Origin of the sequence: Nitrogeniibacter aestuarii, from assembly GCF_017309585.1 — a bacterium.
Classification (GTDB): Bacteria; Pseudomonadota; Gammaproteobacteria; order Burkholderiales; family Rhodocyclaceae; genus Nitrogeniibacter; species Nitrogeniibacter aestuarii.
Map to the genome: position 1 here is coordinate 2700612 of NZ_CP071321.1, position 16601 is coordinate 2717212.

12 protein-coding genes are annotated in these 16601 nt (G+C 62.6%); 3 read left to right on the top strand and 9 right to left on the bottom strand.

What is annotated here, in order from left to right; translation table 11 throughout:
- Positions 1–8 precede the first annotated feature (8 nt).
- From J0W34_RS12450 to fdxA, 6 genes are all read right to left on the bottom strand, one after another.
- A complete protein-coding gene (locus J0W34_RS12450; RefSeq protein WP_230969001.1) occupies positions 9–2132 on the bottom strand; it encodes a TonB-dependent receptor in 2124 nt (707 codons plus the stop codon).
- 265 nt (positions 2133–2397) lie between these two features.
- Positions 2398–4068, bottom strand: coding sequence for a long-chain-fatty-acid--CoA ligase FadD (gene fadD, locus J0W34_RS12455; protein ID WP_230969002.1), 1671 nt, complete (start codon positions 4066–4068; stop codon positions 2398–2400).
- 148 nt (positions 4069–4216) lie between these two features.
- Complete coding sequence (locus tag J0W34_RS12460; RefSeq protein ID WP_227815074.1) at positions 4217–4666, bottom strand: CBS domain-containing protein; 450 nt, start codon at positions 4664–4666, stop codon at positions 4217–4219.
- Positions 4667–4803: 137 nt separating this feature from the next.
- Positions 4804–8037, bottom strand: coding sequence for a UvrD-helicase domain-containing protein (locus J0W34_RS12465; RefSeq protein ID WP_230969003.1), 3234 nt, complete (start codon positions 8035–8037; stop codon positions 4804–4806).
- On the bottom strand, positions 8024–10696 hold the full coding sequence (locus J0W34_RS12470) for a PD-(D/E)XK nuclease family protein (protein ID WP_230969004.1): 2673 nt from the start codon (positions 10694–10696) through the stop codon (positions 8024–8026). Before J0W34_RS12470 ends, J0W34_RS12465 begins: the two co-directional genes overlap by 14 nt.
- A 10-nt stretch (positions 10697–10706) precedes the next feature.
- Positions 10707–11030 (bottom strand): ferredoxin FdxA, encoded by a 324-nt coding sequence (gene fdxA / locus J0W34_RS12475; RefSeq protein WP_227814202.1) that lies wholly within the window; start codon positions 11028–11030, stop codon positions 10707–10709.
- A 258-nt stretch (positions 11031–11288) separates the two neighbouring features.
- On the opposite strand from fdxA, the gene trxA reads away from it, so the two are divergent.
- Both trxA and rho read left to right on the top strand, forming a co-directional pair.
- On the top strand, positions 11289–11615 hold the full coding sequence (gene trxA / locus J0W34_RS12480; protein WP_227814201.1) for a thioredoxin TrxA: 327 nt from the start codon (positions 11289–11291) through the stop codon (positions 11613–11615).
- Between the two features lie 146 nt (positions 11616–11761).
- Positions 11762–13021 carry a transcription termination factor Rho gene (rho, locus tag J0W34_RS12485; protein ID WP_227814200.1) on the top strand — a complete coding sequence of 420 codons (1260 nt, stop codon included), beginning with the start codon at positions 11762–11764 and terminating at the stop codon, positions 13019–13021.
- 71 nt (positions 13022–13092) lie between these two features.
- On the opposite strand, the gene J0W34_RS12490 is transcribed toward rho, so the two are convergent.
- Positions 13093–13740: an RES family NAD+ phosphorylase gene (locus J0W34_RS12490; protein WP_230969005.1), complete on the bottom strand. Its 648-nt coding sequence runs from the start codon at positions 13738–13740 to the stop codon at positions 13093–13095.
- Between the two features lie 31 nt (positions 13741–13771).
- Entirely contained in the window at positions 13772–14152 is a 381-nt protein-coding gene (locus J0W34_RS12495; protein ID WP_230969006.1) for an antitoxin Xre/MbcA/ParS toxin-binding domain-containing protein, read from the bottom strand.
- 183 nt (positions 14153–14335) lie between these two features.
- On the opposite strand from J0W34_RS12495, the gene J0W34_RS12500 reads away from it, so the two are divergent.
- Positions 14336–15619, top strand: a complete 1284-nt coding sequence (locus J0W34_RS12500; protein WP_230969007.1) for a glycerate kinase type-2 family protein — start codon at positions 14336–14338, stop codon at positions 15617–15619.
- Here J0W34_RS12500 and J0W34_RS12505 read toward each other — a convergent pair.
- Positions 15591–16502 carry a LysR substrate-binding domain-containing protein gene (locus J0W34_RS12505; protein ID WP_230969008.1) on the bottom strand — a complete coding sequence of 304 codons (912 nt, stop codon included), beginning with the start codon at positions 16500–16502 and terminating at the stop codon, positions 15591–15593. The genes J0W34_RS12500 and J0W34_RS12505 overlap by 29 nt on opposite strands.
- Positions 16503–16601: the final 99 nt, after the last annotated feature.

Here is a 16601-nt window from a genome sequence, read left to right on the forward strand (position 1 = left end):
GCCGCGGCTCAGAAGTCCACCTGGTAACCCAGCGTCAGTGTGCGACCGCGGCCCTTGAAGTAGCGCTCGTCGCGGGTGGTCGAATCCGCGCTCTGGCCGTAGTAGGTCACGTAGTCCTCGTTGAACAGGTTCTCGATGCCGGCGCTGATACGCCCTTTGTCCAGTCGATAGCTCAGCGAGGCATCCACCAGGCTATAGCCATCAAAGTTCAGTTCAGGCTTGTCGAACTCGCGGTCAAAGTAGTGGTAGGCGCTCAACTGGCTGTCCAGGCGCTCGGTCCAGCGCGCCAGCCAGCCGACGGTGAGGCGGTTCGGCGAGATGTTGGCGCCGTCCAGTCTGGTGTCGACCTTGCCATCGCCGTCAGTGTCCGAGCGCCCATGCAACCGCGCATAGGCGGCTGTCAGCCGATGGGCGTCGTTCAGACGCAGGCTGGCCGTGGCCTCGACGCCGCTGATCTCGGTGCGCTCGCGCCGCACCTGATACACGCCACCGACATTCTGCAAGCGCGAGCCAAGATCGGCGTCAGACTCGAAGTAGGACAGTTCCAGGTCAAATGGACCGTGTGCCAGGCGCACGCCGATCTCGCGGTTGTCGGTGATGATCGGCTGCAGATCGAGAAAGTCGTCCACCCGCTGACCACTCTGGTTGATGCCCCGCAACACGCGGCCGACATCCGGCATGCCGAAGCCCTCTGCGTAGTTGGCAAACAGCTGCGCCCAGTCGGTGGCCTGCACGACCACGCCACCGTTGAACAGCGTCTCCTGGAAGCTGGGTTCGCCGCCCTGCACGGTCACGCCATTGGCCGAGGCCACGGTGGTGAAGGTGTCGACATGCAACTCGGCGTACTCGCGACGCACGCCGGCTTGCACCTTGAGGCGCTCGATCGGACGCAACTCGGCCTGCAGGAAAGGGGCAAAGTTGCGAAAACGCGTCTGCGGCACCCACTCTCGGTCGGTTTCGATCAGCATCTGACGGGTTTTGTCCTGCAGCAGATCGAACCCCCCGGTCAGCGTCAGCCGGTTGTCGAACAGGTCGCCCCGGGTCAGGGTCAGCTTGGCCCCCGCCTTGTCGGACTCATTCTGCGACTGGTCGAACAAGGTCCCCACCGGCGCGATACCCGGATCCTGGAAAGTGCCGAAGGTGCCGCCGCCGAAACGCGCGCGAAAACGCTGGGTATACAGCTGCACGGCCAGTTCTGCGCCGGCCAGATCACCGTGTTTGTAGGCCAGGCTGGTGGTGAGCACCTCGTTCTGGGGTGCCTTGCCCGGCGCCTCGCCTCGTTCTGAGGTGGCCGGGATGCCCGCCTCGGCGTCTCCGGGCACGTTCACGTAGTCGTTATTGCCTTCCAGGTAGAAGCGGTTGAGCGTGAAAGCCAGGTTCTGGTCCTCGTCGAACCAGTAGCCGAGCTTGAGCATGATGTCCTGGCTCACCGAATCCATGATGTCGCCCTGGGTATTGTCCACGCCGATCGGCTCGCCATTGCCGTCGTAAAACAGTCCGCGTGTCTGGTAGCTCCCTGCGGCGAGGAACTCCCAGCCGCCGCTCATGCCCTCGACGCGGTAGTCGAGCTTGTAGCCCAGACCGTCCGAGACCGAGTCGGTGGGCCCGGTGACACTGACGCCGGCATGCTGGACGAGTTTTTCGCTGCGCACACGGCGGGTGACGAAGTTGATGATGCCGCCAGTGGCACCCAGGCCATGCTCCGCACTGGCACCATGGATGATCTCGATGCGTTCGACCATCGACAGGTCGATGGTGTAGCCGTCACGCGAGCTGTCGCGCAAGGGGTTGGACTGGGGCACCCCGTCAATCATGAACAGCGGCGCGCGGCCGCGGAAGGTTTCGCCCGCGTTTGACAGCTTCTGACGACTCGGGGTGTAGGCAGGCAGCAGATTGCTGAGCACCTGCGCCTGATCCGTGGATACGGCCAGCTGGCGTTCGATGTCCTCCCGGGTGACGACGGTGATCTTCTGTGGTGTCTGTCCGGCCACACTCCCGGCACGAGTCGCGCTGACGGTCACCGTCCCGAGTTCAGCCGACGGCTCGGCGGCGTGAACAAGGACGGGCAACAGCAGGGTCAGCGCTATGGCGGGACGCTCAAGGCCAACGGAAAAACGGGAACGGCAGTGCATCGATCACTCTCCAGGTGGTCATAGGTTTTAATCCATGGCTGGCAAGGAGCGCGACGCACTTGGCTGGCTTTGGGGAATGGCAATAGATCGCTGCGCATGGCGCAGGATGAGGATGCCGAAGTCCGGGCATCCGGAGGCGTGAAGCCTTAGTGAGGGGAGGATTGTAAATGATACTGATTGCTATTTACAATCCCGTCTTCCGGCGCCCAGATCCGGGCAGACGCCATCGCGGCGCCGGCACGCCGGCACCGCGATTCACACGACTTCAGGCCTTGGTCTCGTCGCGCAGCGCGCGACGCAGGATCTTGCCGACATTGGTCTTCGGCAACTCGTCACGGAATTCGATCAAATGCGGCACTTTGTACCCGGTGAGATTCTGCTTGCAGAAGGCAACCAGGGCTTCCTTCGTCAGACTCTTGTCCTTGAGTACGACAAAAATCTTCACCGCCTCGCCACTGTGTTCGCTCGGGACCCCCACCGCAGCGACTTCCAGCACGCCCGGATGCGAGGCGACCACATCTTCCACTTCGTTCGGATAGACATTGAAACCGGACACCAGAATCATGTCCTTCTTTCGGTCAACGATTCGCACGAAGCCCGCCTCATCCACGGTCGCCACGTCGCCTGTCCTGAAGAAGCCATCAGAGGTCATGACGCGGGCGGTTTCCTCGTCGCGATTCCAGTAGCCACGCATCACCTGTGGCCCTTTCACGCACAGTTCTCCGGGCTGTCCGGTCGCCACCTCCTTGCCATCATCGTCACGAACGCTGATCTCGGTGGAAGAAATCGGCAGTCCGATCGAATGGTTGAAGGTGGTCAGGTCAAGCGGGTTGATGGTGACTGCCGGTGACGTTTCGGTCAGGCCGTAGGCTTCGATCAGCGGCTTACCGGTCACCTCGAGCCATCGATCGGCCACCGCCTGCTGAACCGCCATGCCGCCCCCCAGGGTGATGCGAAGGGCACTGAAATCGAGCTTGGCAAAATCAGGGTGATGCAACAAGGCATTGAACAGCGTATTGACCCCGGTCACCGCCGAAAACTTCACCTTGCTCAGCTCCTTGATGAATCCGGGGATGTCGCGCGGGTTGGTGATCAGCACATTGGTCGCGCCGATCTTGAAGAAGGTCAGGCAGTTCGCCGTCAGCGAGAAGATGTGATAGAGCGGTAGCGCAGTGATGATCACCTCCCTGCCTTCGCTCAGGAAGGGTTTGATCCACGCGTGCGCCTGCTGAAGGTTGGCCAGGATGTTCCGATGGGTGAGCACGGCGCCCTTGGCGACCCCGGTTGTCCCACCCGTATATTGCAGATAGGCAATGTCGTCGTGGGTGACATCTGCCGGTTTGAGCGCATGCCGGGCGCCTGCCGACAGGGTGTCGCTGAAACGCACGTGCCCCGGCAACGACCACGCCGGCACCATCTTCTTGACGTGCTTGACGACAAGATTGACGAGCATGCCCTTGAGGAAGCCGAGCATGTCACCCAACTGCGTGACAATCACGTGCTTGATGTGCGTGTTGGGCAGGGCGTGCTGCAGGGTGTGGGCGAAGTTTTCGACGATCACGATCGCCTCAGCCCCGGAATCGCGCAGTTGATGCTCAAGCTCTCGCGAGGTGTACAGCGGATTGCAGTTGACGATCGTGTACCCGGCCCTCAACGCGCCGTACATGGCAACCGGGTATTGCAGCAGATTGGGCATCATCAGGGCGACTCGAGTCCCACGGGGCAACTTCAGTTCGCTCTGGAGGTAGGCACCGAACTGGGCGGACAAGCGCTCGAGCTCGGTGTAGGTGATCGACTTGCCCATGTTCACGTAGGCCGCCCGATCACCGTACTGGCGACAGCTCTTTTCGAACATGTCGCCAATGGAAGTAAATGCCGCGATGTCGATTTCCGCAGGCACGCCAGGGGGGTAGCTTTTCAGCCACACTTTTTCCATGTTGTCTCCTCGTTATTGCGCCGGATTTGCACCCGATGACACCGGGCCGCCCTCTCGTGGCAAATCGACTGACCTGATCAATCGATTCCAGCGTGAAACCCGTCTCACGCCCCCCTGCGGCGCAAGACGCGAATCATGGTCTTCGCAATCAGGACTCGTCGGCTTCTGCCGGCCAGTTGCGAATGTAGTTTTTCAGCATTCTGTTTTCGAAACTCTGCTCTTCCAGCACGGCCTTGGCCACATCGTGGAAAGAAATGACGCCGAGCAAGACGTCCTCCTCCATCACCGGCAGGTATCGCTGGTGGTTGGCAACCATATGCCGGCGAAGTTCATCCATTTCCATGTTGGCGCCCGCCGTCATGGGCTCGGCCACCATGGCATCGGCAATGGTCTTTTCCTGCCACGCGCTGCCGGCATCGTTCACGGCCTTGAGCACCTCGCGGAACGTGAGCATGCCCACCATCTTGCCGTGCTCGAACACAACCAGCGACCCGACATCCTGCTCGGTCATGGTTGCCACAGCCTCGGAAAGGCTACGGTCTGGCGCGATCGTGTAGAGCACCTTGCCCTTGATCGCGAGAATCTCACTCACCTGCATCATCGATAACCTCTACGTACTGGCCAGCGCGCTTGACGGCGCCTTGTTTTCAGGATGGTAGTCGATTGAGCGCCGGGCGCAAAGCCGGGCGCTCACATTGGCGCAGCATCCCTCAGGCATGTGATCTGACATGGTGATCAAACCCGGTGTCGTGTGCCATCGGGGAAGACCAGCATGGCACGTACCGGCCGATCACCATAGAGCCCCCCCAGGGCCTGTTGATACCCTTGCAGTTGAGCGCGGTAGCTGCCTGCCAGCGCCTCGTCCATCCCCCCACTCTTGTAGTCGAGCACCCACAGTTCATCCTCGAACAGAACGAGCCGGTCAATGCGCCCCAGGCGCCCGTCCGGATGCATGATTTCGACCTCGTTCCACGCCTGCAGATGCTGGCCCGGGTCAAACCAGCGCTGCATGTCCGGCGCTGCCAGAATCGCCTCGGCGGCCGCGATTGCCGCTTCGGGCACGTCGTCGGGCACCGACATGCCTGCACTCAATCGGGCTTCGAGTACGGCGTGCATGGCCGTACCGAAGCTCATGCCCTCGCTGGCCGGCGACAATCTCAGACGCTCGCCGACGGGCCGAGTGACTTCAACCGTGGCGGCTTCCGCCTCGTGGGAGGCCTCCACCCTCACGGGAACGTCCAAAGCTGGCAAGGCTCCATGAGCCCGCTCACTGCCGAGCTGCCTCAGCGCGCTCTCGATCCGGACGTAATCCGAGGTCTGCGTGCCACGCCCCTTGGCGCCACTGACGACGAAACATTGCTCGGCTCGAGTGATCGCCACATAGAGCAGGTTCAGTGCTTCACGTCGGGCCGCCGCTTCATCGGCTTCGAAAATGTGAGCCCTTGCGCGCCCCTGAAGCGCCTTGGTCGCGTGCATCGAGAAATGGGTCGGTGCCGATGCCCCGACCGGCCACGCCATGACCGGCTGATAGTTGTCGGGCTGCGTCTTCGTGTTGTTCGCATCAATCATCCACACCACCGGCGCCTCCAGCCCCTTCGCGCCATGAATCGTCATGATGCGGACCCGGCCACCACTGCCCTGCTCAGCGAGGCGACCTTCATCGGGTGCTTCTTCATCCCCGGCCTGCCCCAGACGCCGGAGTTCGTCCACGAAGCGTGGCAGGCTGGGGAAGCGGCCACCATCGACGTTCAGCGCCAGCTCAAGAAAGGCCTCCAGATTGGCGCACACGCCGGCCCACATGGCTTCGGGGACACGCGCCCGATAGGCACGCAACAGATCCGCCTCGTGGTAGATGCGATCGAGCAGATCATGTACCGGCAACCGACGCGCCAGCTCGATCCACGACGACAGGCTTGCATGGGCGCGCTGCGCGAGTGCCGACTGGGGGTCACCTGCGGCGGCCAGGATTTCAAGCCGCGCCCACCAGTGTCCGCTGCCGACCCCGGCCAGCGCCATCAGAAAGGCGTCGGGGACGCCGAAAACGGGGCTGCGCAACACATGGACAAGGGCAAGGTCATGACTCGGCGCGATCAGGAATTCGAGCAAGGCGCACAGGTCAGCAGCTTCGAGCGTGGACAGCAACTGACCTCGACTGACGCTCAGATACGGGATGCCCGCCTCGCGCAACGCACGCTCGTATTCCGGCAGGATGCCTCGTTTGCGGGTAAGGATGAGAACATCGCCCCAGCCCATGGGACGACGCTTTTCGCCCTCACCAACGAGCAAGCGCCCCTGCCATTCCGACAGTTGGGCAACCATCGAACGCGCCTCTTCACTGCGCGCCAGCGATTCGGCAATGGCTTCGGGCACCGTCAACGGATCGCGCAGGGTGCCGACCGAGTCCGCCTCTTGAGGCGTCTTTTCGACTTCGATCAACGGCATGACCTTCACCATACCCTCGCGGTCGCGGAGGCGTGCCTGCTGCGGTTCGAAGCCCGCAAACCCGGGCTCGTGCTCAAACACCGCGTTGACCACTTCGACAATCGCTGGCGCATTCCGCCAGGTGTGGTTGTTGGGCAGATGAACCGCGCCAAATTCGCGCGCAAGCCATTCAGTCGCGTAAGCAAAGATGCGTGCATCCGCCCGGCGGAAACGGTAAATCGATTGCTTGGGGTCGCCCACCATGAAAACCGACGGACGGTAGGCATCGGCGTCGTAAGCGCCGAGCCATGAGAGCAGGATGCGCCACTGAACCGGATTGGTATCCTGGAACTCATCGAGCAGGATCTGGCGGTAACGGGCGTCGAGTCGCGCCTGCAAGTAAGGCCCCTGCGCCTCGTCCCCCAGCAGGCGATCGACGTGCACTTCCAGATCGGTAAAGTCCATCACCCGCCGATCGCGTTTGATCTGGTCGAACGCGGCCAGCAAGGCCGAGCCGGCCTGCACGGCGTCGATGTTGAACGCCAGCACCGACACATCAACCCGCGCGCCGATGCAGTCGAGCACGCGTTCGCTCATCTGGGCGTGCAGTCTGAGCAAGTCGCTTTCACCGGCTTCGCCCAAGCGCTTGGCTTGCGCCGCAGACGCCTTGCGGATTCGCGGTTCGCCCGCAGTGGTGAGAAACACCCCCACCATGGCATCAAACCGGGCGGACAGGCGCTCCTGCGCAAGAGCATCGACAAGCCGACGGGCCAGTTCGACATCCTTGCTGGTGTTCAACCCCAGCAACCGGCCGTATTCAAGCAGATCTACCGTCAGTCCGGGCGTGGCGAAGAATCGCTCAAGCACCGCCTCATCGGAATCACCGCCAAACTCGTCGGCCCAGCGTTCAAGGAGCGCGTCGACCGAAGCACCCTGAGCATAGATGCTCCACTCGGCCCGTCGCGCCACGAACTGCTCGAGCATGCGGGTTGCGTTGCCTCGACCGAATTGCCCGAACAGAGCCATCAGTGACGTTGACACCGGTCCGTCCGGCTCGCGCTCGCATTGACGCGACAACACCGCCCAGGCTTCTTCGAGAACCGGACGCTCGGCGTCCGCCATCGCATACCCGGCCACCCCGGAGCTCAGGCTCGCGCCGCCGAGAATACGGGCAAACCACCCATGAAAAGTGGTCATGGTGATGCCGGGGCTCGCCTGCTCAACCACTTCGATCAGGCGCCGGGCGCGAGGCAATGCCGCACGGGCCGACGCCTCATCGAGCCCACGTGCTATCAAAAAGGCGATGACCTCGTCGTCGCTTTCACTGGCCAGCAGTCTCAACCACTGATGCAACCGTTCGCCAATTTCACGCGCCGCCTTGCGGGTATAGGTAATGGCGAGAATATCTCCGGGGCGGGCACCGTCGAGCAGAATGCGCAACATGCGCGAGACCAGCAGCCAGGTTTTGCCACTGCCCGCACACGCCTCAACGACCACACTGCGCGCCGGATCAAGTGCCGTGGCCGTGAAGTGCTCAGTGCTCGTCATGGTAGTCCTTGCGGCACACGCCACGCACCGCACACCAGTCGCAACTGCGCCCGCTGCCATTGGCCGGCATGGGCGTCCCCGCCCCGATCCGGGTAAAGAGGTCGATGAGTCGGGTCACATGGGCTTGGGCATGCGCCTGCGGCGCGTCGACCCTCGCCTGGTCGATGGTGTCGCCGTCGAGCGCGACATAGGCGGCCTCCGTCACCGATGGCCCGACCAGGGCGGCATACACCGCCAATTGTCCGTCTTCCGGATCTTTGGCCTGACGCTTGAGCTGATCGATGTCACGTGTCTTGTAATCGAGCACGGCCACATCGTCGTCACGTCGGTCCATGCGGTCAATTCGTCCCTTGAGCGTGATCTGGTCACCATCGGCAAGGGGGAGCGGACGCGTCACTGCATGCTCGCCCACCGTGTAGCGCCACCCGTCCGATTCACGCCGCTGCTGCCAGGTCAGGTAGTCCTGCAGATGCGCTTGCCACCGCATCAGCCAGGCCCCTTCGAAAAAACTCTGGGCGCCCATCGCTTCAAAAACCTGCCGACTGATGGCCTCCAGTGCGGCGAGCATGCCTGCCACGTCCTGCCCGCTCACCACCGGGTAGGCCTGGTGGAAGCGATCGAGCACATCGTGGACGAACTGCCCGTATTCGCGCTTCTCAAGCGCCTCCTGCACGGCTTCAGCCTCGTCGATACCCAGCATGAAGCGCAGAAAGTACTGGTAGGGGCAACGCACCAGCGACTCGTAACCATAGGCGGTCACTGAGGCCGGACGAAGCGCCTTGGGTACCTCGGGTGCGGGCACTGGCGTGCCCTCATGGACCACGCGAGGCATGGGCACCGCCGCCGCCGGCACAACCAGCCCCCTGCCCGTCCCCAGGGTGTGCGCCAGATCGAGCAGATCGAGATCGCTGGCCAACGCATTGGGCTCACCCGCCTTGAGTCGCTGCCAGGTGAAGGTCACTCGCCGGCAACCCGCGAGCAGGTTGACCAGATCGTCACGCAAACGACGAATACTGGCCCCCACGCCCGGCAGACCGAGGTCCTGTCGCACCCCCTCGTGGGCAAAGACCGGCCGCTGGGATTCCGCCTTGAGTTGTTCGCCATCAGCACCGATCACGATCGCCAGCTCGAAGTGCCGCAGGCGACAAGCGGGAAGATGCGTCATCACCACCGGGCTGCGAATGGAGCGGTCACGGAACAAGGCCTCGTCCATGCCGCGCTCGAACCATGCACGCCACTCATCGAAACTCAGTTCGCACTGCTCGGCGCGCAACTCGTCACGCCGCCCTTCGATCCATTCGATCAGGACCTGTCCGGCAGCGTCGTCCGCCAGGGGGGGCATCGCGCCAAGGGCCTCGAGGGTGGCCAGCAATCGACTCAGCCAGGCAGAAGGTCCCGCTGCGGAATGGCCGAACGCGTCACGCGCAGCCTTGAGCCGGTCGATGAACGTATCCACGTCGGGCGCCAACTGCTTCAGGCAGCCCAACTGCTCGAAGCCCGCCACAAAGTTCGCCCCACTGATGGCCGCCTCCAGCGCCAGAATGGCTTCGTCTCGTGCGGCCGGCGCGATATCGGCAAGCAAAAAGGGAGATTTAGCCAGATCGAGCAGATCGCGGTGGTAGGCGTTCCCGGCCAATGTCCGGAAGATGGCGTCGATCAGCGCCGCGGCACGGGTGGTCGAGAGCTTCCAGCCGGATTCATCGGCAACCAGAATGCGGTCGCGCTCAAGCAGCGCCCGCGCTCGCCTCGCAACGAGACGATCGACCGCCACCAGGGCAATTGACTCGACCCCGGCCGCCAGCGCCGACTTGACGCGCTCGACGACCGCGTGCGCCTCTTGCTCAAGCGACTCGGCGCACAGCAAGGTCACCCGGTCATCAATGGCGGCCGGGGCCGGCAGTCCGGCGACACGCGCCTTCAGTGGCATGTCGTCGGCCGCGTCATGCGGCCACGCGGCATTGAGCCAGTCGAGCATCGGACCGCCGCCAACGCGGCGATCAGCCTCGCACAGAATGACCGGCACCTGCTCGGCATGCGCAGCCAGCCACTCGTGCCACGGTCGCGGTAACGGGCCCTCGGCAATCACCAGCAAGGGGTTGGGGGCTGACCGGGTCCATTGTGCTGCCGCCAATAGCCTGGCGGCCGTCACCGAAGGCGCCCCCGTTGTTTCGGCCAGCCACAAGGCGTGGACCACGCGCGCTTCAAAGCGAAGGGCCGCGTCTTCACGCGCTTCGTAGGCAGCGGCCAGTTGGGCGCTCAACGCCTCTTCGCTCGCCGGCAGATGGGCGCCATGTTCCGTCAGCTCGTCGAACAAGGCAATGAATTCGGCACACAAGGTCCAGAGATCACCCTGGGCGAACCAACGTCGTTCGCGCAGCTGCTGATACAGGGCAAACCTGCGCCGGTGGTCCGGCATGGGCGCGAAACCTTCGACCCAGGGGCGCAGGTGCACCTGCAGGGTTTCCACCGGCGGCAGCAAGAGGGCGTGCCCTGCGGCCTCGACCAGCGCCCGCTTGATATCGGGCGCGATCATGAGGTTGGGCACCACAACACGCCAACGGGTCAGATCTCGATCAGTGCAGATCTCGACAAGAGCCCGCGCACAGGCATCGACGAAGCCCTCGCCGGGTGCAATCCGGACGTGACGGAGCCCCGTCATTGGCCGCCTGTCAGCGCTCGAGCAGGTGTTTCTTGTCCTTGACCTTGGCCCATTCGTCGGCGTCGGACAGCGGGTCCTTGCGCTCGATGATCACTTTCCACTGGCTGGCCAGCTCGGCGTTGATCGCGATGAATTCCTGTTGGTCATCCGGCACGTCATCTTCGGCGTAGATGGCCTCGACCGGGCACTCGGCCACGCACAGGGTGCAGTCGATGCACTCTTCAGGGTCGATCACCAGAAAGTTCGGGCCTTCATGAAAGCAGTCCACCGGGCACACGTCCACGCAATCGGTGTATTTGCATTTGACACAGGCTTCGGTCACCACGTAGGTCATTTCAGTTTGTCTCCATGTGTTGCGTCCACACCACAGGGCCGCGAGGCGCCCCCATGCAGTGCATTCAGGCAAACTATAGCAGCGAAGCCGGTGCGAAAGGCGCCGTCCGAGGTACCGTCGAGCGCGCGTCAAGTTGACGCGCACGGCGCCTTGGCATAAGTTCGTGCAATACCGCATCAGGGCAGCCGCCCTGCAAGCCTGTTGGCCATTTTCGGCCCATCCCGATTGAATCCCTACTGAAGGACCCCGACGCGAATCATGAGCGAGCAAATCATTCACGCGACCGACGACACTTTTGACTCCGAGGTACTGCAATCACAAGTTCCAGTCCTGCTGGACTACTGGGCCGAATGGTGTGGCCCATGCAAGATGATCGCTCCGATCCTCGACGAAGTGGCCAAGGAGTACGACGGCAAGCTGAAAGTCGTCAAACTGAACATCGACGAGAACCAGGGCACGCCGGCCAAGTTCGGCATCCGTGGCATTCCCACCCTGATGCTCTTCAAGGGCGGCAACGTGGAAGCCACCAAAGTGGGCGCGCTCTCCAAGTCGCAGCTGACTGCTTTTATTGACAGCAACATCTGATCGGACCACAATCCGCTCAACTCACCGCGACGCCCGGTAGTGGGCTCTCCGCCCTGATTTCTCCCGGCGTCGCGGATTAAATATCCCACCTCAAGCACGACCTTCTGGCCGCACCGGCCTCAAATCCCCACATCTGTAAGAAAATCATGCAACTATCGGAGCTCAAGAATCTCCACGTCAGCCAATTGCTGGAAATGGCGCAGGAGCACAGCATTGACGGTGCGAACCGTCTGCGCAAACAGGAACTCGTCTTCGCGCTGTTGAAGAATCGCGCCAAGAAAGGCGAACCCATCTTCGGCGATGGCGTGCTGGAGGTACTGCCCGACGGTTTCGGCTTCCTGCGCTCGCCCGAGGCGTCGTACCTGGCCGGCACTGACGACATCTACGTGTCGCCATCACAGATCCGCCGGTTCAATCTGCATACCGGTGACACCATCGAGGGCGAGATCCGCACCCCGAAGGATGGCGAACGTTACTTCGCCATGGTCAAGGTGGACAAGATCAACCACGAGCCGCCCGAGGCGTGCAAGCACAAGATCCTGTTCGAGAACCTGACCCCGCTGCACCCGACCGAGTGTCTGCAGCTCGAACGCGACATGAAGGGCGGCGAAAACGTCACCTCCCGCGTTATCGACATGATCGCCCCGATCGGCAAGGGTCAGCGCGGTCTGCTGGTCGCACCGCCCAAGAGCGGCAAGACAGTGATGCTGCAGAACATTGCACATGCCATCACCGCGAACCACCCGGACGTCTCCCTCATCGTGCTGCTCATCGACGAGCGCCCCGAGGAAGTGACCGAAATGCAACGCTCCGTCAAAGGCGAGGTCGTGGCCTCCACCTTCGATGAACCCGCTGCCCGTCACGTACAGGTCGCCGAGATGGTGATCGAAAAGGCCAAGCGCCTGGTCGAACACAAGAAAGACGTGGTCATTCTGCTCGACTCGCTCACCCGACTGGCGCGCGCCTACAACACCGTGGTGCCGGCCTCCGGCAAGGTGCTCACCGGTGGTGTCGATGCCAATGCCCTGCAAAAGCCCAAGCGCTTCTTCGGCGCTGCGCGGAACATCGAAGAAGGTGGATCACTGACCATCATCGCGACCGCCCTGATCGACACCGGCAGCCGCATGGATGACGTGATCTACGAAGAATTCAAGGGCACCGGCAACATGGAACTGCACCTGGACCGTCGCATGGCGGAAAAACGGGTGTATCCGGCCATCAACGTGAACCGCTCGGGTACCCGTCGCGAAGAACTGCTGATGGATCCGACCGTGCTGCAAAAGATCTGGATTCTGCGCAAGCTGCTCTACGGCATGGATGACATCGATGCGATGGAATTCCTGCTCGACAAGATCAAGCAGACCAAGAGCAATGGAGAGTTCTTCGACGCCATGCGTCGGGGCTGAAGCGCCTGATCTGCAAGCAAAAACGCCACCTTCGGGTGGCGTTTTTCGTGACCGGCCCTGCCCGTGCGGCTTCACTGCCGCCAGCGTTCGGCACTGAAACTCATTGATTCGGATTCACGGCGCCACAACACACCATCGGCATTGACCGCCAGCCACCACGTTTGCGTGGCCGGCAATGGCTTCTTGCGCGCGAATCCGCTCGGCGTGAGCAAGGCAAGACACCACGCCGGCTGTTCGGCGCGCACCGAGCGATAGACAATGCCGCCGACACCGGCTGTTCGGGCAACGCGGGCAAACGCCTGGGTCCCGGTGTAATCGACCGGATGCGTCCAGACGGCGGCGTCTGTATCGAACGGCGCGCGGCGCAAGTCCACGGTGCTCGTCATGACCTCTGCCCCGAATGCCGTATGCGGTACCGGCTCGATGCGATCGAGATCGACCGCGTCACCGAGAAACTTCCATCGCCAGTAACCCAGCTCGGCACCGGCCGTCGCGACCGTATCGGCCCCGTAAAACACGCCTTCATCCACCCCGGTGCGAAAACGTGACCCGCCCGGCAACGGCGGATACCGAAATGGCGTGGCAAGGAGGTAATCGAGTGGCTGGGCCTCGAGGGGGACCTGTGGTTTGGCACCATCGAGCAAGGCTTCGAGGATGTCCTGCTCTTCGGGCGAATCGACGATCTTCATGGTGGAGGCCACATGCTGTGCCTCGACCATGCGCCACACCTGCCCGCGCCACGGGCGTGCTTCAGACGATACCGCGGGAGGCGTCCAGATATTGAACGACACGAACCAGACCCTCAGTGGAAGTCATCAAATCGATCGGGCGGCCCCCGAGCGCACGATTGTCGCTGGCAAGCCATTTACGGGCCGTACTCTCCTCACCCACGATGGAATCGAGGGATCGAAACGCCCGCACGAGCAGCACGGCAAACTCCCACTCTTTGCGGTTCGGTTCAAGTTGGTAGGTGCCGCCGTACAGCCGGGTGACCGTCGCCGGGCTGAGACCCAGCACCTTGCCCAGCAGCGTACGCGTCAGCGACATGCGCTCCGCCGCTCGCGTTACCGCCTTGCTCAACACCGCTCGCGCCTCGGGCTGCACTGTCCTGGAATTGGCGATGGCACTCATTGCACCCTCCGAATAATTTCCATGGAAATAATACTAAATCAAATTTTCCACAGAAACAAACAAACGATCATTCATCAGGGTCAACACGAGTAGGCAAAGCCGCTTCCGCGATCAATGATTGGCAGAAAAAGCGATGCCACACCAAGACAACAATACGGCACAGAAAAACCGGAGAGGGGGTGCATGGTGGACGCAAAAAAGTGTCTGAACGCCATGTTCGCGGCCGCGCTGGACGCAGCACGGCCAGAACATGTCGTTCCTGCCGCACTGGACGGCATTGCAACGCCTGAAGGGCGTATTGTGGTCGTCGGCGCTGGCAAGGCCTCAGCGGCCATGGCTGCTGCTGTGGAGAAACACTGGGCACACCTGTCCGAGCGCATGAGCGGCCTTGTGGTCACTCGCGACGGCCATGCCGTGCCCTGTCATCACATCGAAATCGTCGAAGCGGCACATCCGGTGCCGGATGCCCGAGGACGGGACGCTGCACGACGCATCATGGACGAAACGCTCAAGGGGCTGACCGCCAACGATCTGGTCCTTGCGCTCATCTCCGGCGGTGGGTCCGCGCTGCTTGCCCTGCCCGCGCCAGGCATTTTGCTTGAGGAAAAACAACAGCTCAGTCGTGCCCTGCTACGCAGCGGTGCGTCGATCAGCGAAATCAATTGCGTGCGCAAACATCTGTCCGCCATCAAAGGCGGGCGCATGGCACTGGCGTGCTCCCCGGCACGGGTGGTCACGCTCCTGATCTCGGATGTGCCGGGCGACGATCCGTCGATCATCGCCTCGGGCCCCACCCTGCCGGACCCCACCACCTGCGAGGGGGCGCTGACCATCCTGCAGCGCTACGGCATCGATATCCCCGAAGCAGTTGGCGAGGTCCTGATGGAAGGCTATGGCGAGACACCAAAGCCCAGCGATGAAGGGTTCGCCGGCCACGAGGTGCACATGATCGCAACGCCCGAACGTTCGCTGGAGGCCGCCGCTGAGGTGGCACGGACGTTCGGGCTTGAGGCGCACATCCTCTCCGACGCCATCGAGGGCGAATCACGAGACGTGGCCAAAACACTCGGCGCCATCGCACGACAGATTGCCGAGCGGCGCCAGCCATTTTCGCCCCCGTGCGTCTTGCTCTCAGGGGGAGAAACGACGGTGACCGTGCGGGGCACGGGCCGTGGTGGGCGCAACGTGGAGTTCCTCACCGCGCTGGCGCAAACGCTGCATGGGCATCCGCGGATTCATGCACTGGCGGCAGACACCGATGGCATCGACGGCATGGAGGAAATCGCGGGGGCCATCATCGAGCCGAGCACCGAGTTTCGCGCACTCAACGCAGGCCACACCCTGCAGTCGGTCCTCGACAACAACGACGGCCATACCCTGTTCGAGACCCTCGGCGATTCGCTCGTGACCGGCCCCACCCTGACCAATGTGAACGACTTCAGGGCGATCCTGATTCTGCCGGATTGACCACCGCGTCGAGCACGCCAAGAAAACCGTCGACCACCGGGGTCCTTCGGTCTTGCGCGACGGCCACGGAAAGAGGGAAGCCGCCGATGACGTCGTCGAGCGGCTTGTACGTCACACCAGGCACCCGCACATGGGACAATTGCATCGGCAGGAGTGCCAGACCGACACCGGCAGCCACCAGACCGATCTGCGTCGTCGCCTCCCGGGCCAGCTGCACCACGTGGGCCTCAAAACCGGCAGCTCGAGCCGTCTGAGCCAGCAGACGCGGCAGCCCCGTCCCCGCATCCGACGGGAACGTGACAAAACGCTCCTGCGCCAGTTGCGCCATGCCCACCGATGGCGCATCGCTGAGCGGATGATCGTCGGGCATGACAATGCAGACCGGATCATGCCAGATCTCCCGTACATCAATACCATCGGGTGCCGCACTGGCGGGCGAACGCACCAGGCCCACGTCGAGGCTATTGACCTGCAGGCGCTTGAACTGGGTGTCGGTAAACAGCTCTTCGAGCTGCAGATCCACGTGCGGAAAGGCCTCGCGGTACCGTCTGATCACCTGACTGAACACCGCGCTATACGGTAACGACGACGTGAAGCCGACCCGCAAGTGCCCTCGTTCGCCGCGGGCAGCGAGCAAGGCCGCATCCGCCGCCAGGGCCGCATCGGCCAGTAACTGGCGTGCGCGATCGAAAAAAACCTGCCCGGCCGGTGACAAGCGCACTTTGCGCTGGCTGCGTTCGAACAGCACGACGCCCAATTCTTCTTCCAGCGCACGAATCTGCATGGAAAGCGGTGGCTGAGCCATATGCAGTCGCTTCGCCGCCCGGGTAAAGCTCAGCTCCTCGGCCACTGCCACGAAATACCGCAGGTGACGAAATTCCATTGATATCCAGAAAGTATCAAATGAAGACAAAACATATATTGGACATACCAGTAGCGCCTGTCTAGCATCAATCACCCCGATAGCCGCCCCCCTAACCCC

Bases quoted from the DNA above. Each gene is read 5' to 3' on its own strand.
- J0W34_RS12450 (WP_230969001.1), bottom strand. From the start codon at position 2,132: ATGCACTGCCGTTCCCGTTTTTCCGTTGGCCTTGAGCGTCCCGCCATA.
- fadD (WP_230969002.1), bottom strand. From the start codon at position 4,068: ATGGAAAAAGTGTGGCTGAAAAGCTACCCCCCTGGCGTGCCTGCGGAA.
- J0W34_RS12460 (WP_227815074.1), bottom strand. From the start codon at position 4,666: ATGCAGGTGAGTGAGATTCTCGCGATCAAGGGCAAGGTGCTCTACACG.
- J0W34_RS12465 (WP_230969003.1), bottom strand. From the start codon at position 8,037: ATGACGAGCACTGAGCACTTCACGGCCACGGCACTTGATCCGGCGCGC.
- J0W34_RS12470 (WP_230969004.1), bottom strand. From the start codon at position 10,696: ATGACGGGGCTCCGTCACGTCCGGATTGCACCCGGCGAGGGCTTCGTC.
- fdxA (WP_227814202.1), bottom strand. From the start codon at position 11,030: ATGACCTACGTGGTGACCGAAGCCTGTGTCAAATGCAAATACACCGAT.
- trxA (WP_227814201.1), top strand. From the start codon at position 11,289: ATGAGCGAGCAAATCATTCACGCGACCGACGACACTTTTGACTCCGAG.
- rho (WP_227814200.1), top strand. From the start codon at position 11,762: ATGCAACTATCGGAGCTCAAGAATCTCCACGTCAGCCAATTGCTGGAA.
- J0W34_RS12490 (WP_230969005.1), bottom strand. From the start codon at position 13,740: ATGGTCGAGGCACAGCATGTGGCCTCCACCATGAAGATCGTCGATTCG.
- J0W34_RS12495 (WP_230969006.1), bottom strand. From the start codon at position 14,152: ATGAGTGCCATCGCCAATTCCAGGACAGTGCAGCCCGAGGCGCGAGCG.
- J0W34_RS12500 (WP_230969007.1), top strand. From the start codon at position 14,336: ATGGTGGACGCAAAAAAGTGTCTGAACGCCATGTTCGCGGCCGCGCTG.
- J0W34_RS12505 (WP_230969008.1), bottom strand. From the start codon at position 16,502: ATGGAATTTCGTCACCTGCGGTATTTCGTGGCAGTGGCCGAGGAGCTG.